17 protein-coding genes are annotated in these 19,032 nt (G+C 62.6%); 3 read left to right on the top strand and 14 right to left on the bottom strand.

Annotation, left to right across the window (positions count from 1 at the left end; genetic code table 11):
- Window positions 1–188: 188 nt before the first annotated feature.
- Window positions 189–620, bottom strand: a complete 432-nt coding sequence (locus tag RT697_RS18975) for an NfeD family protein (RefSeq protein WP_105238553.1) — start codon at window positions 618–620, stop codon at window positions 189–191.
- A gap of 171 nt (window positions 621–791) precedes the next feature.
- Here RT697_RS18975 and RT697_RS18980 point away from each other — a divergent pair, with 171 nt between their 5' ends.
- Both RT697_RS18980 and RT697_RS18985 read left to right on the top strand, forming a co-directional pair.
- On the top strand, window positions 792–1,532 hold the full coding sequence (locus RT697_RS18980; RefSeq protein WP_313700990.1) for a glutamine amidotransferase: 741 nt from the start codon (window positions 792–794) through the stop codon (window positions 1,530–1,532).
- 126 nt (window positions 1,533–1,658) lie between these two features.
- Complete coding sequence (locus RT697_RS18985) at window positions 1,659–2,504, top strand: methylated-DNA--[protein]-cysteine S-methyltransferase (protein WP_313700991.1); 846 nt, start codon at window positions 1,659–1,661, stop codon at window positions 2,502–2,504.
- Between the two features lie 59 nt (window positions 2,505–2,563).
- Here the strand turns inward: RT697_RS18985 and RT697_RS18990 are convergent, their stop codons facing one another.
- The 5 genes from RT697_RS18990 to ppsA all read right to left on the bottom strand — a co-directional run bounded on the left by RT697_RS18990 (window position 2,564) and on the right by ppsA (window position 11,827).
- A complete protein-coding gene (locus tag RT697_RS18990; protein WP_313700992.1) occupies window positions 2,564–3,556 on the bottom strand; it encodes a DUF6708 domain-containing protein in 993 nt (330 codons plus the stop codon).
- Complete coding sequence (locus tag RT697_RS18995) at window positions 3,556–6,249, bottom strand: T6SS effector BTH_I2691 family protein (RefSeq protein WP_313700994.1); 2,694 nt, start codon at window positions 6,247–6,249, stop codon at window positions 3,556–3,558. The genes RT697_RS18990 and RT697_RS18995 overlap by 1 nt, the downstream gene beginning before the upstream one ends.
- Window positions 6,162–7,034, bottom strand: a complete 873-nt coding sequence (locus tag RT697_RS19000; protein WP_313700996.1) for a DUF4123 domain-containing protein — start codon at window positions 7,032–7,034, stop codon at window positions 6,162–6,164. Before RT697_RS19000 ends, RT697_RS18995 begins: the two co-directional genes overlap by 88 nt.
- Window positions 7,035–7,041: 7 nt before the next feature.
- Entirely contained in the window at window positions 7,042–9,069 is a 2,028-nt protein-coding gene (locus tag RT697_RS19005) for a type VI secretion system Vgr family protein (protein WP_409517458.1), read from the bottom strand.
- A 391-nt stretch (window positions 9,070–9,460) separates the two neighbouring features.
- Entirely contained in the window at window positions 9,461–11,827 is a 2,367-nt protein-coding gene (gene ppsA, locus RT697_RS19010) for a phosphoenolpyruvate synthase (protein ID WP_313700999.1), read from the bottom strand.
- Window positions 11,828–12,042: 215 nt separating this feature from the next.
- Here ppsA and RT697_RS19015 point away from each other — a divergent pair, with 215 nt between their 5' ends.
- Window positions 12,043–12,870 (top strand): pyruvate, water dikinase regulatory protein, encoded by an 828-nt coding sequence (locus tag RT697_RS19015; RefSeq protein ID WP_313701000.1) that lies wholly within the window; start codon window positions 12,043–12,045, stop codon window positions 12,868–12,870.
- Between the two features lie 99 nt (window positions 12,871–12,969).
- On the opposite strand, the gene RT697_RS19020 is transcribed toward RT697_RS19015, so the two are convergent.
- The 8 genes from RT697_RS19020 to RT697_RS19055 all read right to left on the bottom strand — a co-directional run bounded on the left by RT697_RS19020 (window position 12,970) and on the right by RT697_RS19055 (window position 18,935).
- Complete coding sequence (locus RT697_RS19020; RefSeq protein WP_313701001.1) at window positions 12,970–13,338, bottom strand: hypothetical protein; 369 nt, start codon at window positions 13,336–13,338, stop codon at window positions 12,970–12,972.
- 35 nt (window positions 13,339–13,373) lie between these two features.
- A complete protein-coding gene (locus RT697_RS19025; protein ID WP_313701003.1) occupies window positions 13,374–14,156 on the bottom strand; it encodes an RNA methyltransferase in 783 nt (260 codons plus the stop codon).
- Complete coding sequence (gene rnhB, locus RT697_RS19030; RefSeq protein WP_313701004.1) at window positions 14,153–14,761, bottom strand: ribonuclease HII; 609 nt, start codon at window positions 14,759–14,761, stop codon at window positions 14,153–14,155. The genes RT697_RS19025 and rnhB overlap by 4 nt, the downstream gene beginning before the upstream one ends.
- Entirely contained in the window at window positions 14,748–15,944 is a 1,197-nt protein-coding gene (lpxB, locus tag RT697_RS19035) for a lipid-A-disaccharide synthase (RefSeq protein ID WP_313701006.1), read from the bottom strand. Before lpxB ends, rnhB begins: the two co-directional genes overlap by 14 nt.
- Complete coding sequence (gene lpxA / locus RT697_RS19040; RefSeq protein WP_313701007.1) at window positions 15,941–16,735, bottom strand: acyl-ACP--UDP-N-acetylglucosamine O-acyltransferase; 795 nt, start codon at window positions 16,733–16,735, stop codon at window positions 15,941–15,943. Before lpxA ends, lpxB begins: the two co-directional genes overlap by 4 nt.
- The gene (gene fabZ / locus RT697_RS19045) at window positions 16,736–17,191 is read right to left on the bottom strand and encodes a 3-hydroxyacyl-ACP dehydratase FabZ (protein ID WP_056570307.1); all 456 of its coding nucleotides are present in this window, start codon (window positions 17,189–17,191) and stop codon (window positions 16,736–16,738) included.
- Between the two features lie 67 nt (window positions 17,192–17,258).
- The gene (lpxD, locus tag RT697_RS19050) at window positions 17,259–18,356 is read right to left on the bottom strand and encodes a UDP-3-O-(3-hydroxymyristoyl)glucosamine N-acyltransferase (protein ID WP_313701009.1); all 1,098 of its coding nucleotides are present in this window, start codon (window positions 18,354–18,356) and stop codon (window positions 17,259–17,261) included.
- A gap of 18 nt (window positions 18,357–18,374) precedes the next feature.
- Window positions 18,375–18,935, bottom strand: a complete 561-nt coding sequence (locus RT697_RS19055; protein ID WP_313701011.1) for an OmpH family outer membrane protein — start codon at window positions 18,933–18,935, stop codon at window positions 18,375–18,377.
- Window positions 18,936–19,032: the final 97 nt, after the last annotated feature.

The raw sequence follows: 19,032 nt of genomic DNA on the forward strand, positions 1-19,032 counted from the left end.
TGCTGCTGCGGCACGATGGCGATCGCCTTGACGACGATCAGGATTGCCAGTGCAACAATGACAAGCAGCACGATGGTTGAAGTATCGATCATGGTGTGTAGCCTCTTTTCGAGTGGATGCGCCGGCTTGCCCCGCCATGCCGGCCAGGGTTCCAGCGATTGCCCGCGGCGCTGCGCGGGCGCGTTCTGCTATGCCGAACCGCCGCGCTTGGGAGTAAGCACGAGGATCGAGCCGCGCAATTCGGTAATGGTGTGTTCGCCGGGCTGGGCGGCGTGCCCCTTGGCCAGTTCAGCCTGCCAATGCGCGCCGCGGTACCAGACGCGCGCTGTACCGCTGTCGGACCAGGCCTCGACCGTGACGGTCTGGCCGATGTCGAGAATGACGTCGGCGTTGCGGGCCGAATTGACCTCGCGCTTTTTCAGCACCCGGGTCTTGCGCAGCACCAAGAGTCCCAGCAGCAGCACCACGCCGCACGCCACCAGCTCCCATTGCAGGCCGGCGTTCAGCCAGGCGGCGATACCGCCTGCCGCCAGCCCCAACGCGACCAGCAGTAAATAGAAGGTTCCTGTCGCCAGCTCGCCGATGAGGGCCAGCGCGGCCAATCCCAGCCAAATCCACATAGTCTCGAGAATCGTCTGTAAGGATGAGTGTCTGGGCGGATTGTACGTATTTCCGGGACGGAGCGGGGCATGTCGTGCGCCGACGGGAATATTTTCGGTGGATTATGATGTGCCCCTGGCGCGCTGGGTCGCAGGCCCCCCTGCGCCGCCCTTTTCCACGCACATGCTTTTATGACCGCTGCAACTCCTTCTGCTCTCCCCGTCCTGATCCTGCATACCGGCGATCCGGACGACACGCTCAAAAGCCAGTTCGGCGGCTATGCCGAACAGATCATGTTGGCGGCCGGCCTGGCCGCCAACGCCGTCGACATCGTCGCGGTCTACGAAGGCCAGCGTCCGCAGGCGCCCTCCCATTACCGCGCCGCCTTGATCACCGGTTCGCCCGCCATGGTCTCCGACAAGGAACCCTGGAGCGAAGACACCGCGGCCTGGCTGCGCGAGGCCCTGGAGACCGGCCTGCCCATGTTTGGCGTCTGCTACGGCCATCAATTGCTGGCGCACGCGTTCGGTGGCAAGGTCGGCTACAACCCGGCCGGCCGAGAGGTCGGCACCCAGACGGTCGAATTGCTGCCGACGGCCGGCGGCGATCAGCTCATGGCCGGCGTGCCGACCACGTTCCCCGCCCAGATGCTGCATGCGCAGACCGTTTTGCAACTGCCCGCAGGCGCGGCGGTGCTGGCGCGCTCGGATCTGGACGAACACCAGATGATCCGCATCGGCCGCAACGTCTTTTCCACCCAGTTCCACCCCGAGTTTGGACCGGACTTCATCCGGGCCCACCTCGAACGCTATGGCCGCCGCTACGCTGCCGAAAACCTTGACGTACCGGGACTGTCCGCCAACGTGCGCGCGACGCCCGTGGCAGCCGGCCTGATCCGCCGCTTTCTGGATACCTACGCGCCGGGCGCCTGAGGCCCCTCGGGCGCGGCCCTGGCGGCCGCGTCAGGGACCGCCGCAACAAGCGGAGTGCGGGGGCCGGCCCGTCTTGAGACGATAGTGCCAAGCGTAAAACATCACGCAAGAAGCCAGGAGTCCCTTATGAGCCCCGCCGCCGCCCCCTTGAGCAAACAGCACGCCGCCGCCGTGGAGCGCGCCTGCCGCGCCCTGGAAGCCGAGCAGCCGCCCGATCTGTCGGCGCTGGCCGAACAGGCCGGCATGAGCCGCTTCCATTTCCACCGCATTTTCAAGGCCGCAACGGGCATCACGCCCAAGGCCTACGCGAACGCCCTGCGGGCTACCCGCGCGCGCCAGCGCCTCGAAGAAAGCGCCAGCGTCACCGACGCCATGTACGACGCCGGCTTCAACTCCAGCGGGCGCTTCTACGAGACCGCCCCCGCCATCCTCGGCATGACGCCCACCGCGTTCCGCAAGAACGGCGAAGGCGTGGACATCCGGTTCGCCGTCGCACAATGCTCGCTGGGCGCGCTGATGGTGGCCGCGAGCACCACCGGCATCTGCGAAATCGCACTGGACGACGACCCGGACCGATTGATCAAGAACCTGCAGGACCGTTTCCGCGCGGCAAAGCTGATCGGCGCCGACCCCCGCTTTGAAAGCTGGGTGGCCGATGTGGTCGGCTTTGTCGAAGACCCGGCGCGCGGCCTGGACCTGCCGCTGGACGTGCGCGGCACGGCATTCCAGCGCAAGGTCTGGGAGGCGCTGTGCGAAATACCGTTAGGCGCCACCGCCACCTATTCGGAAGTAGCCGAACGCATCGGCGCCCCCGGCGCCGTGCGCGCCGTCGCCCGGGCCTGCGCCACCAACAACATCGCGCTGGCCATTCCCTGCCACCGCGTGGTGCGCACGGACGGGTCACTGGCGGGCTACCGCTGGGGCATCGATCGCAAGCGCGAACTCATCGCGCGCGAGGCCCGGGCCGCCTGATCTGTGCGCGGCCTGGTCGGGGCCCCAGACAACTCGATGCGCTGAAAGCAGCTTCGGGATTATCGTCCCGCCTCTTCGATGTCGCGGGGAAATCGGGGTTCATAGCACAGCAGCAGCGAAAGCCAGTGGCCGGCAGCATGGATCAAGATAGCGGGCAACATCAACAGGTTCGCTACGACAAACACCCATAAGCCGCTGTGGCGTAGGAACTGGGTGTCCAAGCCCCAGGCCGCTTTGAACGAAAGCCAGGGCCAGGGGAACTTGTTGATAAGCCTTTTCGGCGCAGGCACGGCAGCGGGGCCGTCCTCCATGTAGCGGCGGATGTACTCCCAAAACGCGAGAAGCTCGCTGGCGTTGCGAGCCGGTTTACCGATAAAAGTGACTTCCACATTATCAGTAGGCGTGCCGCCCGAATCGACGCCATCGCCCTTATCCCAAGCTAAGACGACATAGCCGCCCGTTCCTTCCAGCTCGCTCATGTTTTTGTCGATGATCACCTCTGTTTTGTCCCAGTCCATGATTCGAAGCCCCCCCAAATCCGCGGGTCTCAGCAAATAGACTTGGCGCGTGATTCGGTTAAAGCGAACAACAATTCGGCGGGCAGTGAGGGACTCCAGCCGTACATATCGAATTGAATACTTTAAAAAAGCGACCAGAAAGATCAACCATACCGTCGAAAACAAGAATATGAAGAAGTAGTCGCTCCCGCCCAGCGGCCCGCCGAAATATTTTTCCCCTGAAATAATTTTCTTTGCGGATATGTATAGGGTGCCTATCAGGCCTTTAAGGATAAATACAAGAATGCAAGCAAAAATTATGGTAATTACGCCTCTTTTCTCGTCATTAGGAGTACGGACGTCGAGATAAATTTGGTTGGAGTGATAAATTGACTCGTTATCAAGCACTTCATCCGAAACCGACTCACCGACGCCTTCCGGAGCATGCATCTCCGCCTGCCCAAGCATCCGTTGTTGCCTAGCGAGCTCTTCACTGGCAGCTTCGTAACTCGTCATATCCTTGGACCACTGAAATCCCCGTTCGAGCAAATACATCAGTCGTTTCTCCGTATCACCCCGCGCATTAAATCAATCTCCTTCTCCTCGGAATAGAAACCACCGTTCTCTCGGTTTTTTCGGAATGTGCAGTGATCCAGGAATTGCTCAAGCTTATCTGGCAAAACAAAAACCTCGACTGCCGCCAACCCCAGGAGCAAAGCATTGATCCCGACAAATATGCGAAGCATCGGCACCATGCGCGCGGCTAACGCAGCAGACTGATTTGATCCATAGAGAACAATTCGCCCCACGACAGGCCTTCCGCGATGCTTTTTTAGCAAATAATCAAAGTACGATTTGGCATAGGCTAACCCAAGCGTAGTGGAAAGCATCGCGGCTCCAGTTTGCACAATTGCACGTAGCAAATAAAAAGCTGCGAGCGAGTTTTTATCGATGTTGAAGTTATGAACAAGAGCTTCGCCGTCGTACCATGCTCCTATCATTCCTGCACCTGCGGCTAGGGCGCCAGCATGCAAACGCAGTTGGCCGCCGAATATGCGCCCACCCTGCTGAACCGCCGCATTGCTGCTTTTTTCGGCAAGGCTCACCGCAGCGGCTCCTAACTCCATGCCCGAAGCGGCAAGTGCGATCAATGCCCCCGCGACTTCAGCGTATTCCTGCGTGCCTTTGTGCTGGACACTTAAACGATTGAACAAGCTCCACGTTTCCAACACAACAAGCAATCCACCAATGCGTACTTCGGTCATCGGCCCCATCTTTCCTGACCGCAAGGCGTCGTCGAACGCTTGCGTAGCAGAGCGATCTATTCGAGCCACTGCCCCCCGACTTAGGGCTTCACCGTTCCGCAATTCGAGACGATAACGCTGCGCATATCGCCCCAGGCTTGCGAGCAGCACTGAAGCCGCGACCTTGTTGAATGGGGCGTCCACAATCGCGGTGGCAGCCTTGCTTTGGAACATTGAGTTGCCTAGCGTGTTGATCAGCATCGCACCGCCGACCAGGTAGCCGGATGGTGGACCTACCCCCGCGGAGGCATCTGCCAGCGAATCAAGCATGGCGTGGCTTTTTTCGTAGAGGTCCGCCAGCTTCTTGAGGCGGTTCTGCAACGCGACAGGGTCAATGGATTTCAGCGTATCGCTCTCGCCGAACAGTTGGTCCACTTCGCTTTCCATGCTCTCCTGATTCTGTGCCAATGATCGCCAGAACAGGTTTTCTCGGGATACTCCCGTTTTGCGCCAGCGTTCGAGCAAGTTTTCACCAACCGCAGTGGCGTTCATGCCCGCAATGGCCTTTCCCATCTGGTCTTTGAACAGCAAGGCCTGCTCGGTATCGTTGCGATCAAATGCATCGAGCGCGTCGAGAAACGGTTCGCTTTGCAGCCAAAGAAGGTGATCCGAGGCGCGTGCGTCCTTGGCCGCGTCCGCCTTGCAAACTTCGTTTCGGTAACGCTTCAGAAAATCCTGACGCATGTCCTCATCGATATAACCGGCGTACTTGCTCCAACTGTTTGCGCGACTTCGCCTGGCGGCCGCTTCCTGAACCTCGCGCTGATGCTGCGGGTTGCGGAAGTTGATGTAGTCTCCCCGCGATTGCACCGTCATGTGGCTGTTGCTCATCTCGTACCCGCGATCCGAGTAACGTACGCCGTAGTTCCACTGATCCTTGTAGTATCGCTTCTCGGCTTCGTCCTCCACTAGCTTTCGGATGTTTTCAATACCGAACGCGATGGTTAACTTGCGTTGGTTGGTGAGCTTTTCGCCGTCCTCATATGCCATGAAGGCGTCGAGTGCGTCGATGCTCGCATTTCGCCAGGCGTTCAGCTCTTGTGTAATACCGAGAGCGTCATCCAATACGATGGCCGCGCCGCGGAATCGCTTGAGCACGGCGGTGGGCCGCATTTCTGCCTGCGTGGCCTGCAGGGGCGGCGCAAGAGGATTGAACGCCTGCGATTTGAGCAGGTTATTCAATTGGGGCTGGTCAATTGCGGCGAAGTCCGCTACGCAATCCAGCCCATCAAAAGTCAGCACGCCGTCTTGCGGGCGGACACAATCCATTTCCTCAGGAGACAGCGACGCAAGTTTGGCGATATCGACCGACGCCAACTTATCCCTGCTTGCAGGGAGCGAACGATATTTGCGCAGCATATCCTTGGTCAAAGGACACGGACTAAAGAGCAGGCGGAGATCCTTGATGTCGTCCACATCATGGACTTTAAACATCCACCCCCAGCCCCTAGATGCGCCCATGTCCTGGCCAGCAGGCGCTTTCCGCTTCCAAGGATCTTCGGCGTCCATATAAGTGAGTGTTCCGGCTTCCGAGACCCGGTACTGGCTGTGCCATTCATAGGTCTCCGCGCTCACGCGCTGCACGAGGACGTACAGAAATCCCTGGCGCAACGGTCGTATGGCGTAAGTCGATTCGCTCAGACTGCCCACCCTGCTTGGCTTATTCAAATGCTCGGGCAAAGACGGAAGGAGTTTGCGCTGTTCGGCGCTCCCCCCCACGGCGCCATACCGCAACGGAAGTATGGCGAAGGTGCGAGTGCAAGTTACCTCCGCCCCGCGATTCAAGATTCCATCGAGAAGCGTGCGATTCTCCGCGCACTGACTAAAGGTGTCGTTCCAACCGAACATCGAAGTCCTTAACCGTTTTTTCTGCGCATGCGCACTTGCAGGGCTTGCGCCAGGGGTTCTCGCAGTGCTTTCGCCTCTTTCAATGCGTCGTTCCATGCCGATGAACCCTCTAGCGCCTTGCCTTGCAACGCCATCAAGGTCACATAGTCGATTCGGTCGCTCTGTCGGCTCAAACCGATGCGATCCGCTTGAGCCAACAAGTCATGAACGAGTCCAAGCCGGGTGCCATGGCAGTTTTCGCGGTCGCCCTTCTGTTCAAGTGGCGCCCGAAGCTGGTCCGCCAGCCGGAACGTGAGCGGGTCGCCCGCGAGCGCATCCCAGCATGACTCGTCCAGCTCAATAGCGGGCGAGCGATACGGCTTGGTTGAACCGTGACCTGTGAAGTGTTTCCAGGCCTTGCGCTCTCGATGAGGAAATACGATCCACCATGATCGAACCGGCGCCAGCCAATCGGCAATTCCTGGTAGATCCTGACGCGCATGAAGCACGGGAAAGGCCAATTCCGTATGAAAGCGCAGCAAATAGGTAGCGCCATCCGGGCCCTTCGCTGTCGTGGCATTGCCAAGGTGCTCGGCCAACTGAGGCGGGGACATGGCACTGGTCAGCCAGACGCAAATTGCGTCTCCGGCAATGTCAGCAACGTCGCAGAGAAAGTCGTACTGTCTTTGCAGGTTGTTCTGGGCGGAAGGCGCGAACAACCATGGGCCAATTTCGCGGAGATTTTCCAACTCTCGCTGCTGCAGTAGCGGCCAGCCGGAAAATCGCTCCATGAGCTGCCTTCGGACATCTGTCTTCAGGCGAGCCATTTCAATGATGGCTGTCAGTTCATGATCGGGGAGCCGGCGCAGTTCGTTTACAACGTTTTCAGAAAATGGATTCATGTGTGGCCTATCCACCGAACCGCACGACGCTGCGGCCTTCTGCGATGGCTTTCAGCAGGCATCCCACACAAACGGGTTCGCCGGGCTCCGGCGTGCCGTTGACGGAGATCGAGTTCGTGCCGCCACCGGGCTTTTGAGTCATCGGACCTTTGATCAGAATGGCGACTCCCTCAAGCGTGATCCCCGACCCATCGATACGTATCGTTCCCCCCGGCCCCTTCACTGTCAGGCTCTCCGCCGCCTGCACTTCATAAACCTTCGTGCGCTGCCGGATCGCCTGCCCCGCCTGCAGTTCCGAATGCCCTTCGACGGTGTGCTCCTGATGCCCGCCGATACTCACCCAGTGATTCGCCGCGGTCTTGTCGCGGCGGTTGTTGCCCACTTCCTCGGTGCGATCCTTGGTGGTGTAGATCGTGTGATTGCGCCCCACGGTCAAAAAATCATCCCGTTCGATGTCATGCCGCCGGTCCTGGCCGATGGTGACCTGTTCGTCGTTGCCCACCGTCTCCTTGCGATCGTGGCCGATCGTGATGGTTTCATCGTTCTCGACCTGCTCGCTGCGGTCGTGCCCGACGAAGGTCGACTCGTCGTTGTTGACGTGGATGTTCTGGTCCTTCTGCGCGTGGACGTAGATTTCTTCCTGGTCCTTCTCGTCTTCAAAACGCAGCTCGTTGTATCCCTCGCCTTTGTGGGTCTTGCTTTTGATCGTCATCCGCGTCTTGTGGCGCGGCAGTTCGTAGGGCGGCAGTTGCAGGCGGTTGTAGACGCGGCCGGTGATCACGGGCTGGTCCGGGTCGCCGTCGAAGTACGAGACGATGACTTCCTGACCGATGCGCGGAATGGCCATATGGCCCCAGGTGGCGCCGGCGATGTTCTGCGAGGCGCGGATCCAGCAGGAGCTGTGTTCGTCCTCGTTGCCGAGCCGGTCCCAGGGGAACTGGATCTTCACCCGGCCATACTCGTCGGTATAGATCTCTTCATTGGGCGGGCCGACCACCACGGCGTTCTGCGGGCCGTCGATGCGGGGCCTGGGTAGCGGTTCCGCGCGCCACTCGGCGTCGTCCGGGACCAGCTCGGCTTCGTAGCTGTAATGCGTTCCCAACTGGGCTTGTGCACTTTCCTCGGCCTGACTCGTGTGCTGGATGCCGCGGTGGACAATGCGCACCGGACGCCAGCCGCGGTTCAGGTCTTCGCGCGGATGACCGGCCAGGGTGAATGAAATGCCTGGCTGGAGCCGCGGGTCATCGCCTTCAACAAAAGCGACGCGCGCATCGCGGCGATGGCCGCGCAGGCGGTTCTCAGCGAAAGGTCTGCCGGCTTCGTCGAATTTGGCCCGAGCGGGGTAGTCATAGCGTTCGTAACGGCGGCCTTGGTGGTCCAGATCTCGGCCATCGCGGCTGTGCTGGTGGGTGTAGCGCGGATGGTGAAAGGTGTAGTCGCGCTGGGTCTGGCGCGCGGTGCGTACGTTTTCGGTGTACGTGAAGCGGCGCAGCGCGGGCTGCGGTTGGTCGCCGCCGGGCGTGGGGTTGTATTGCACCGGTTCGTCGCCGACGCGGCCGTGAATGAAAAGCCGGTCGCTGTGGACAAGTTGATGCCCCTCGGCGCCATGACGGAAGGAATAGAAGAAGCCCTCCTCGCGCATGATGCGTTCGACAAAGTGATAGTCGGTGTCGCCGGCCTGCACGCAGTATTCGCGCGCCTGGTGTTCGGTGGTGCTGCGCTGCTCGTAATCCTGGGTAAGACCATGCGCCTTGAGCACCGTCTCAGCGATCTGCGGAATAGTGACGGACTGGAAGACGCGCCAGTCGGAACTGAGTTTCAAGCGCGCGAGGCGCGGCTCGACGATTGCGGAGTAGCGCGAGCGGCGAAAGCCTGTGTCGCGCTGAGCGAAAGCGGAGACCGCGCCGTGCACGTACCGCACCGGCGTGTCCCCGTGCCATATGGTCAGCAGTGCGGCGCAATCCAGAATGGCGCCGAAATCGATGGCGGGGTTGGCGCTGGCCAGGTCCACTTCCAGCAGGAAGGTTTCCGACAACCCTTCCTGCAGCGTGAATTCGACGACTTCGAAGGACTCGTCGCCGATGGTGAACGTGAACCGCAGATCGGATTGGGTAGGAATGGCGTGCTCCCGCATCGACAGACCTTTCGCACCTGCCAGGAGCGTGCGGTCCGCCTATAGAAACGCGTCCGCTGCAGATGAGGAATCTCGCAATGGACGCGAATGGAATATGGGGTCCATTACGTCACACGATCCTATCTGTAGATATCAGAAGACTCTTACTTTGATCGGGGGCATCTGAAGAAAGCACTCGTCGCCGACGCTCGACAAGCGCTTTTCCATCAATGCGGCCGCGCCCTATTCCCGCGGCATATAAAAAAACCCCGCGTCCCAAAAAGACGCGGGGCTTTCCATTTCAACCAGCCAATCAGTTCTTGGCCAGACGCTGCCACGTATCGACAACGGTATCCGGGTTCAGCGACATCGACAGAATGCCTTCGTCCTTCAACCACTGCGCGAAGTCCGGATGGTCGCTGGGGCCCTGGCCGCAGATACCGACGTACTTCTTGGCGGCCAGGCAAGCCTTGATCGCGCGGCGCAGCATGAACTTGACGGCCTCGTCGCGCTCGTCGAAGTCGGCGGCCAGCAGTTCCATGCCCGAGTCGCGATCCAGGCCCAGCGTGAGCTGGGTCATGTCGTTCGAACCGATCGAGAAGCCGTCGAAATACTGCAGGAACTCGTCGGCCAGGATGGCGTTGGACGGAACCTCGCACATCATGATCAGCTTCAGGCCGTTTTCGCCACGCGCCAGGCCGTGCTTGGCGAGCAGGTTGACGACCTTCTCCGCCTGACCCACCGTGCGCACGAACGGCACCATGATCTCGACGTTCGTCAGGCCCATTTCATCGCGCACCTTCTTGAGCGCTTCGCATTCCATGCGGAAGCACTCGGCGAAGTCTTCGGCGATGTAGCGCGACGCGCCGCGGAAGCCCAGCATGGGGTTCTCTTCCTCGGGCTCGTAGCGCGAACCGCCGACCAGCTTGCGGTACTCGTTGGACTTGAAGTCCGACATGCGCACGATGACCGGCTTCGGGTAGAAGGCGGCGGCGATGGTCGCCACGCCTTCGGCCATCTTCTCGACGAAGAAGGCGCGCGGGCTGGCATGGCCGCGGGCGGCGGATTCCACGGCCTTCTTGAGCTCGCCGTCCACGTTCGGGTAGTCCAGGACCGCCTTCGGGTGGATGCCGATGTTGTTGTTGATGATGAATTCCAGGCGAGCCAGGCCGACGCCGCCGTTCGGGATCTGCGCGAAGTCGAACGCCAGTTGGGGGTTGCCCACGTTCATCATGATCTTCAGATCGATGGCGGGCATGTCGCCGCGGCGCACTTCCTCGACTTCGGTTTCGATCAGGCCGTCATAGATGCGGCCTTCGTCGCCCTCGGCGCACGAGACGGTCACGGCCTGGCCTTCCTTGAGCAGGTCGGTCGCGTTGCCGCAGCCCACCACCGCCGGAATGCCCAGTTCACGCGCGATGATCGCGGCGTGGCACGTACGGCCGCCGCGGTTCGTCACGATGGCCGAGGCGCGCTTCATCACGGGTTCCCAGTTGGGATCCGTCATGTCGGTGACCAGGACGTCGCCCGGCTGGACCTTGTCCATGTCGGAAATGTCGCCCACCACGCGCACCGGACCCGAACCGATCTTCTGGCCGATCGCGCGGCCGGTGATCAGGACCTGGCCGGTCGCCTTCAGGCGGTAGCGCTGCTGCACGTCGTTGGCGCCCTGCTGCGACTTCACGGTTTCCGGACGCGCCTGCAGGATGTAGATCTTGCCGTCGACGCCGTCGCGGCCCCACTCGATGTCCATCGGACGCTGGTAGTGTTTTTCGATGATGACGGCGTAGCGGGCCAGTTCGTTGACCTCGTCGTCGGTCAGCGAGTAGCGGTTGCGCTCGGACACCGGCACGTCCACCGTGCGCACGGCACGGCCTTCAGGGCGCTCGGGATCGAATTCCATCTTGATCAGCTTGGAACCGATACGGCGGCCGACGATGGGATAGTGGCCCTGCTCCAGCGTGGGCTTGAAGACGTAGAACTCGTCGGGATTGACGGCGCCCTGCACGACGGTTTCGCCCAGGCCGTAGGACGACGTGATGAACACCACGTCCTGGAAGCCCGATTCGGTGTCGATGGTGAACATGACGCCGGCGCTGCCCTTGTCGGAACGCACCATGCGCTGGATGCCGGCCGACAAGGCGACGTCGGCGTGGGCGTAGCCCTTGTGAACGCGATAGGAAATGGCGCGGTCGTTGTACAGTGACGCGAACACGTGGCGGATCTTGTCCAGCACGTCGTCGATGCCCACGACGTTCAGGAAGGTTTCCTGCTGGCCGGCGAACGAGGCGTCGGGCAGGTCTTCGGCCGTGGCGGAGGAGCGCACGGCAAACGAGCCCTTGCCGTCAGCGTCGAGCTTGGCAAAGGCTTCGCGGATCTGCGATTCGAACTCGGGCGAGAACGGCGCGTCGACGATCCATTGACGGATCTGCGCGCCGGCGGTGGCCAGCTCGCGCACGTCTTCGGGGTTCAGCGTGGTCAGGCGTTCGGCGATCCGCTTGTCCAGGCCGGAGGCCTTCAGGAAATCGCGGAAGGCATCAGCGGTCGTGGCAAAGCCGCCCGGCACGCGGACACCCGCGCCAGACAGCTGGCTGATCATTTCGCCAAGAGATGCGTTCTTGCCTCCTACCGAGTCCACGTCCGTCATGCGGAGCTGCTCGAACAAAACAACATACGACATTGAAGTCACCTTTTACAATGGAATGAAAGCGAGTTTGGTCAATGGCTGAATGGTGCTGTTTTTGCTGCCGGAAAAACCGCGTTTTCCGGCCTTCGCAGACCCGATTTCAGACGCTGACCAAACTGGCCTTGGACCGCCCTTGGGGTGACTTATAGGGGCCTGATTGTACTCGGTGGAGTACGTCCGGCCATCTGCCTGGTTGGAATTTTTTACACATGACATCTACCCCTATCGTACGCACGGTATACATCGTTTCCGACAGTACCGGCATCACCGCGGAAACGTTCAGCCAGTCTGTGCTTTCGCAGTTCGAGGAGGTCAATTTCAAGCCCATCCGCCTGCCCTTCGTGGACACGCTTGAGAAGGCCGCGGAGGTCGCCATGCGCATCGACCGGAGCGCTCTGGACGCGGGCGTTCCGCCCATCGTTTTCAGCACCCTGGTCAACCCGGAAATCCTGGCCCGTGTTCGGCAGGCGAACGGCATTTTCCTGGATCTGTTCGGCACGTTCGTCAGCCACATCGAGCAGGCGCTGGGACTGAAGTCCAGCCATTCCATCGGCCGCTCGCACATGCAGGCCAACTCGGAAAAATACCGGAACCGGATCGACGCCATCAATTTCAGCCTGGCGCATGACGATGGTCAGTTCGTGAACCAGCTGGATCAGGCCGACGTGATCCTGGTCGGGGTCTCGCGTTGCGGCAAGACGCCCACCAGCCTGTACCTGGCCATGCAGTACGCCATCAAGGCCGCCAACTTCCCGCTGACGCCGGACGACTTCGAGCGCGGCACCCTGCCCTCCACCATCGCTCCGCACCGCGCCAAGCTGTTCGGCCTGTCGATCCAGCCGGAACGCCTGGCGGAAGTCCGCAACGAGCGCCGCCCCAACAGCCGCTACGCGCAACTGGAGCAATGCCGCTACGAAGTGGCGGAAGCCGAACGCATGATGCGCCGCGAGGGCATTTCGTGGCTGTCCAGCACGACGAAGTCGATCGAAGAGATTGCGACCACCGTGCTGCAGGAAGTCGGACTGGATCGCGGGTAACCGCCACCCGATGACAATGGGTCGACACCACGGCCCAACACCCGGAAGCGCATCGCCGCCCACATTGCCGTGCGGCGATGCAGCCCCGTTTTCACACCCCTAGCGGCGCTGCGAAAATGGCAATACCTGCGGGGCGGGCAGCGGGGTGTACAAGCTGCGTGCCGGCTCGTAGACGCCCAGCCATTTGCCGCGCGATGCAACCAGCCAGGCTTGCGCATTTGCGGGTTTGCCTGCAGGCAGGGACGCGTCCAGCGGGCGATAGACATCGCCTTGCACCAGCGCCCCTACGCGGCGCCACAGGGAGCCTTCTGGCAGCGCATAGACGGCGCCATCGGCTAGCGTGGCCTTCACTTCCCGAGTCAGCAGCAAGGCCGCCGTCGTTTCGCCGGCCACGACCGGCACGAAAACCGCCCGTTCGGGCGTGTATGAAGCGCAGGCCACCAGCGCGCCGGCCAGGGAAAGGCTCACAAGCCCTGCTGTGGCGGCGTGCGCGAGTCGCCTTATCATGAGCCGGAATTCGCCTGGCGGCGCTGCTCGAACAGGCAGATGGCTGCAGCGGCGCCGACATTCAGCGACTCCACGGCTGCGGCGTCGTGCGGAATGCGCACCCTCAGGCCGGCGGCCGCCAGCAGCGTCGGAGCTACGCCCTGCCCTTCGTGGCCAAATACCCAAGCGCACCGTTCAGGCAATGCGCCCGCGAACAGGTCGCGCGAGCCGTCCAGGGCGGTCGCCACCAGCGGCACGCGCAAGCGAGGCAGCAAGGCGTCGAGGTCGGCATGTTCGTGGATGTCCAGGGCAAAATGCGCGCCCTGGCCGCTGCGCAGCACCTTGGGAGACCATGCCGCCGCCGTCCCCGTAGCCAGGAATACGCGTTTGATACCCGCCGCGGCGCATGTGCGTAACAGCGTCCCCACGTTGCCGGGATCCTGGATGCGATCGAACAGGACGCAGGTTTCATCGACCTGCTCGGGCAACGCCGGAACGGGCGGCGTGACCAGGAAGGCGACTCCCTGCCCGCTTTCGACGGCGGCCACCGCGTGCATCAGCCGCGCGTCCAACGCGAGGCTGACGTTGTCCGGCACGGCCGCGGCAAGCGCGGCGATGTCGGGCTGGGACAGCCGGTCCACGTCGAAGATCGCCCGATCGGGCGCGCCGTAGTGTTGCAGCCAGGCCTGGCACAAATGCACGCCGTCCAGCAGTACGGGCGCGCCGCGCTTGCCGGCCGTGCCGGCCAGTTTGACCAGCGCCTTGACCGCCGGGTTGTCCCGGGAACTGATGTGCTTCATGAAACCAGGCCGAAGGCCTTGATGGGAGCAAAGCTGCGGCGGTGTTCGGCGCACGGACCGTGCTCGCGCAGCCGCTGCAGATGCAGCGCCGTGCCATAACCCTTGTGCTGATCGAACGCGTACTGCGGATACAGCGTGTGCAGGCGCAGCAGGTCCGCGTCGCGGGCGGTCTTGGCAAGGATGGATGCCGCCGAGATGGCGGGCACGAGCGCGTCGCCCTTGATGACGGTCTGCACGGTGCAGCGCAGCTTGGGCGCCTGATTGCCGTCCACCAGGGCCAGTTGCGGCACCGTGGCCAGGCCGTGGACGGCGCGCTGCATGGCCAGCATGGTGGCGCGCAGGATGTTCAGGCTGTCGATTTCGGCGACGGTGGCGCTGGCGATGCACCAGGCAAGCGCCTGTTCCTTGATCTGCAGCGCCAGTTCCTCGCGGCGAACCGCGGTGAGCACCTTGGAATCGGCCAGGCCGTCGATGAAGCGCGCGGGATCCAGAATGACGGCGGCCGCGTAGACCTCGCCTGCCAGCGGTCCGCGTCCGGCCTCGTCAACGCCAGCCGTCAGCAACGCGGGCTGCTCGGGCGCCACGAAAAGTTCAGGCTGCTCCATCGGCCACCTCCAGGATCGCCTGCGCGGCCAGCGCCGGCGTATCGCGCAACAGGTCTTGGTGCATGGCGGTGAACCGCGCCTCCACGCGAGCGATCAGCGCGTCGTCGGTCAACGCCTGCCACGTCGCTTCGGCCAGTTTATCGGGCGTCGCGTCGTCCTGCAAAAGCTCGGGAACCACGAAATCGCGCAGCAGCACGTTGGGCAGCCCCACCCACGGCAGGTACGGGCGCTGCTGGCCGGACTTCCAGGACATGATGCGCCGCATCCACGGCGACAACACGTAGGAGATGACCATGGGCCTCTTGAACAGCGCCGTCTCGAGCGTGGCGGTGCCGCTGGCAACCAGGACGGCCGTGGCGGCTTCCATGACGGACCAGGCCACGGGCGCCTTGCGGTCGCCGCCCTCGCCGTGCAGGTCGTGCGCGGTGACGCAGCGCAGCCCGGGCACCGGGTGTTGCGCCAGGATTTCCAGGAATTCCGCCCGCCGCTGGTCGTTGACCATGGGCACGATGCACTGCAGGGCCGGATCTTTCTTCAGCAGTTGCTGGGCTGCCTGCAGAAAGCGCGGCGCCAGCAGGCGGATCTCAGATGACCGGCTGCCGGGCAGGATCGCCAGCACACGGGCGTTCTGGTCGATGCCCAGGCGTTCGCGGGCGGCCGCGCGGTCGGGCTGCATGGGCACGGCGCCGGCCAGCGGATGGCCCACGTACGTAACCGGAATGCCTTCCTTGCGGTAGATGTCTTCTTCGAACGGGAACAGCACGAGCATGTGCGATACCGATTCGCGGATCTTGTGAATGCGTTCGTAGCGCCACGCCCAGATCGACGGTCCGACGAAATGCACCGTCGGCGTTCCCGCCTGCCGCAACTGGTGCTCAAGGCGCAGGTTGAAGTCGGGCGCGTCGATGCCGACGAACACTGAGGGGGGCTCGGCCAGCCAGCGGCGCTTGACGTCGCGGTACGTGGCCAGCAGGCTGGGCAGGCGCTTGAGCGCATCCACGTAGCCGAACACGGTCAGCGCGTGCATCGGGTGCCAGGCTTCAAAATCGCGGGCCTGCATCTGCGGGCCGCCGATACCCTGGCAAAGCACGCCGTTGTCGCGCGCTTGCAGACCGGCAATGATGCGCCCGGCCAGCAAGTCGCCCGAAGGCTCGCCGGCCACCATGCCGATCCGGGAGCTCATGGGCGGATGATGCCGCGGGAGGCGACGTCCAGGAAGTCCAGCAGCGTCTGCAGGTGTTCCGCGGCTTCGGGGATGGCCTGCTGGCGGTCGCGCAGTTCGGCGCGCGCGGCATCCAGGGACAGGCCCCGGCGGAAGATGATCTTGTAGGCTTCGCGCAGGGCCGAAATCGAAGCGGGGGAAAAGCCGCGGCGCTTCAGGCCTTCAACGTTGATGCCCACCGGGCGGCACGGATTGCCGGCGGCCAGCACGAACGGCGGGGCGTCCTGCATGAGGGAGCTGTTGCCGCCCGTCATGGTGTGCGCGCCCACGCGCGAGAACTGATGCACGCCGGTCAGGCCGCCGATGATCGCCCAGTCGCCCACGTGCACGTGGCCGCCAAGCTGCACCGAGTTGGCCAGGATCGTGTGGCTGCCGATGTGGCAATCATGCGCCACGTGAACGTAGGCCATGATCCAGTTGTCGTCGCCCAGCGTCGTTTCGCCACCGTCTTGCGTGGTGCCGGTGTTCAGCGTGACGAATTCGCGGACGGTGTTGCGATCGCCGATCGTCAGGCGGGTGGCCTCGCCCGCGTACTTCTTGTCCTGCGGCATGCCGCCGATGGAGCAGTAGCGGTAGAACCGGTTGTCGCGACCGATGGTGGTCACACCGTCGATCATGCAGTACGGGCCGATTTCGGTCCCCGCACCGATGGTCACATCAGGCCCCACCACTGCGAACGGGCCGATGACCGCGGTCGGGTCGATTTTTGCCGCCGGATCGACAACAGCGGTGGGATGGATGTTTCCTGCCATTTACTCTTCCAGGCTGCGAATCGCGCACATCAGCTTGGCCGACGCCACTTCCTGGCCGTCGACGGTCGCACGTGCTTGATACTTACAGATGCTGCGGCTCAGGCGTTCAGCTTCGACTTCGATGCGCAGCTGGTCGCCCGGGACGACGGGGCGGCGGAAGCGCGCGCCATCGATGCCGACCAGGTAGTAGGCGGTCTTGGCGCCGTCGCACTTGAGGCCGCCGTTCTCGTCCGTGAAGGAGAACAGCGCCGAGGCCTGGGCCATGGCTTCAACGATGAGCACGCCCGGCATCACCGGATGGTGAGGAAAGTGACCGTTGAAAAACGGCTCGTTAATCGAGACGTTCTTGATGGCGACGATGGACTTGCCAGGCACCATTTCCACAACACGGTCAATCAGCAGCATCGGGTAGCGATGCGGCAGCCTCTCCATGATCCCCTTGATGTCGAGTTCCATTTTTCTATGCGTTCCTGCGAAATTAAATAAGGTGGCGGCGCGCGCGCGCCAGGGCGGCGAACGCGCCCTAGTCCTTTTCCAGCGTGCGCAAACGGCGGCGCAATTGCGCCAACTGTTGTATCACGGCGGCGTTGCGCTGCCATTCGCCATGCTCCGCGTACGGGAAGACCCCGGTATAGCGGCCAGGCTTGGAAATATTGGACGTCACAGCCGTGCCGCCCGAAACATGCACGTCGTCGCCCAACGTCAGATGGCCCGAGAGCATCGCGGCGCCGCCGATGGTGCAGCGCTCGCCGATGGTCGTGGAACCTGCCACGCCGACGCATGCCGCCATCGCGGTGTGCGCGCCGATACGGCAGTTGTGGCCGATCATGATCTGGTTGTCGAGCTTCACGCCATCCGCGAGGACGGTGTCTTCGAGCGCGCCGCGATCAACGGTGGTGTTGGCGCCGATTTCGACGTCATCGCCAAGGGACACGCCGCCGAACTGCGGAATCTTGCCCCAGGCGCCCTTGCCCAGCGAAGGATCCGGCGCAAAGCCGAAGCCGTCGGCGCCAAGCACCGATCCGCTATGCAGGATGACCCGGGCGCCGATCTTGACGCCTTCGTACAGCGTGACGTTGGCATGCAGCCGGCCGTCAGGCCCGATGGACGAACCGGCGCCGATGACGCAACCCGGGCCCAGCACCGTGCCGCGGCCGATCCGCGCGCCGGCTTCGACGACGCAGTTGGGACCGATGCGCACACCCTCTTCGATGATGGCGTCAGGCGCGACCACCGCGGAGGGATGGGTTTCAGCGGGCAAGGCGGGTCTGCGAGCCGTGTCAAACCACTGCGCGACACGCGCGTAAAGCAGATAGGGATGCTTGCAGACGACCAATGCGAACGGCGGCCGGTCGTTGCCCTGGGCCTCAAGCGCCTCGGCGACGTCGGGAGAGACGATGACCGCCCCTGCTCCGGTTGCGCCAAGCTGGCTTTGATAGCGGGGGTTGGACAGGAAAGAGATTTCCTGGGGGCCGGCCGAAGCCAGAGTCCCGATGCCGCAGACCCGCATGGGGTCTGCGCCGGGAACCGCACTGATACGCCAGTCCATACCCTGGGTATTGGCGGCGCTCAACATTGCTTCGAGTGTCGGCGCGCGGGCAAGATCCAGTAAAACCGGCATGACTAGACGGGTATCGCTTTACTTGCCCAGGCTCTGAATCACCTTGTCGGTGATGTCGATGCGGGGGTTGACCGTCACTGCGTCCTGGATGATCAGGTCGTAGTTTTCCTGTTCGGCGATGCGCTTGATGGCGTCATTGGCCTTGGACACGATGCCCGAGAATTCTTCGTTGCGGCGGCGGTTGAAGTCTTCCTGGAATTCGCGGCGCTTGCGCTGCAGGTCGGTGTCCAGGTTGGCCAGTTCGCGCTGGCGCTTGACGCGGTCGGATTCCGACAGGACGGGCGCGTCCTTGTCGTACTTCTCGGCTTGCGAGCGCAGGCTGTTGTTCAGGCGCTGAAGCTCGTCGTCGCGCTTCTTGAATTCGGCTTCGATCTTGCTTTGAGCAGTCTTGGCCGGACCCGATTCGCGCAGGATGCGTTCGGTGTTGACGAAACCGATCTTGGTGCCTTGCGCTTGCGCGGGGATCGCGGCAGCCGAACCGAGAATGAGCGCACCCACCAGGGCAATGGAGCCGCCCAGCTTGCCACGGCGCTTCGCGCCCAGCGTCTTCGATGATTTAAGTGCGTAATCAGACATCATGAAAATCTCACCTTCCAGTAAGGCAAAGCCAAAGTGTGTATTGTGCCACTAAACAGCAAGGACGCTGGGCCGGTGGGCCCTGCCCTTGTTTTCAAGA

The organism is Achromobacter sp., assembly GCF_032113835.1.
Classification (GTDB): domain Bacteria; phylum Pseudomonadota; class Gammaproteobacteria; order Burkholderiales; family Burkholderiaceae_B; genus Achromobacter.

Excerpts from the sequence above, each read along its gene's own strand:
- RT697_RS18975 (WP_105238553.1), bottom strand. The coding sequence starts at position 620 with ATGTGGATTTGGCTGGGATTGGCCGCGCTGGCCCTCATCGGCGAGCTG.
- RT697_RS18980 (WP_313700990.1), top strand. The coding sequence starts at position 792 with ATGACCGCTGCAACTCCTTCTGCTCTCCCCGTCCTGATCCTGCATACC.
- RT697_RS18985 (WP_313700991.1), top strand. The coding sequence starts at position 1,659 with ATGAGCCCCGCCGCCGCCCCCTTGAGCAAACAGCACGCCGCCGCCGTG.
- RT697_RS18990 (WP_313700992.1), bottom strand. The coding sequence starts at position 3,556 with ATGTATTTGCTCGAACGGGGATTTCAGTGGTCCAAGGATATGACGAGT.
- RT697_RS18995 (WP_313700994.1), bottom strand. The coding sequence starts at position 6,249 with ATGGAACGACGCATTGAAAGAGGCGAAAGCACTGCGAGAACCCCTGGC.
- RT697_RS19000 (WP_313700996.1), bottom strand. The coding sequence starts at position 7,034 with ATGAATCCATTTTCTGAAAACGTTGTAAACGAACTGCGCCGGCTCCCC.
- ppsA (WP_313700999.1), bottom strand. The coding sequence starts at position 11,827 with ATGTCGTATGTTGTTTTGTTCGAGCAGCTCCGCATGACGGACGTGGAC.
- RT697_RS19015 (WP_313701000.1), top strand. The coding sequence starts at position 12,043 with ATGACATCTACCCCTATCGTACGCACGGTATACATCGTTTCCGACAGT.
- RT697_RS19025 (WP_313701003.1), bottom strand. The coding sequence starts at position 14,156 with ATGAAGCACATCAGTTCCCGGGACAACCCGGCGGTCAAGGCGCTGGTC.
- rnhB (WP_313701004.1), bottom strand. The coding sequence starts at position 14,761 with ATGGAGCAGCCTGAACTTTTCGTGGCGCCCGAGCAGCCCGCGTTGCTG.
- lpxB (WP_313701006.1), bottom strand. The coding sequence starts at position 15,944 with ATGAGCTCCCGGATCGGCATGGTGGCCGGCGAGCCTTCGGGCGACTTG.
- lpxA (WP_313701007.1), bottom strand. The coding sequence starts at position 16,735 with ATGGCAGGAAACATCCATCCCACCGCTGTTGTCGATCCGGCGGCAAAA.
- fabZ (WP_056570307.1), bottom strand. The coding sequence starts at position 17,191 with ATGGAACTCGACATCAAGGGGATCATGGAGAGGCTGCCGCATCGCTAC.
- lpxD (WP_313701009.1), bottom strand. The coding sequence starts at position 18,356 with ATGCCGGTTTTACTGGATCTTGCCCGCGCGCCGACACTCGAAGCAATG.
- RT697_RS19055 (WP_313701011.1), bottom strand. The coding sequence starts at position 18,935 with ATGATGTCTGATTACGCACTTAAATCATCGAAGACGCTGGGCGCGAAG.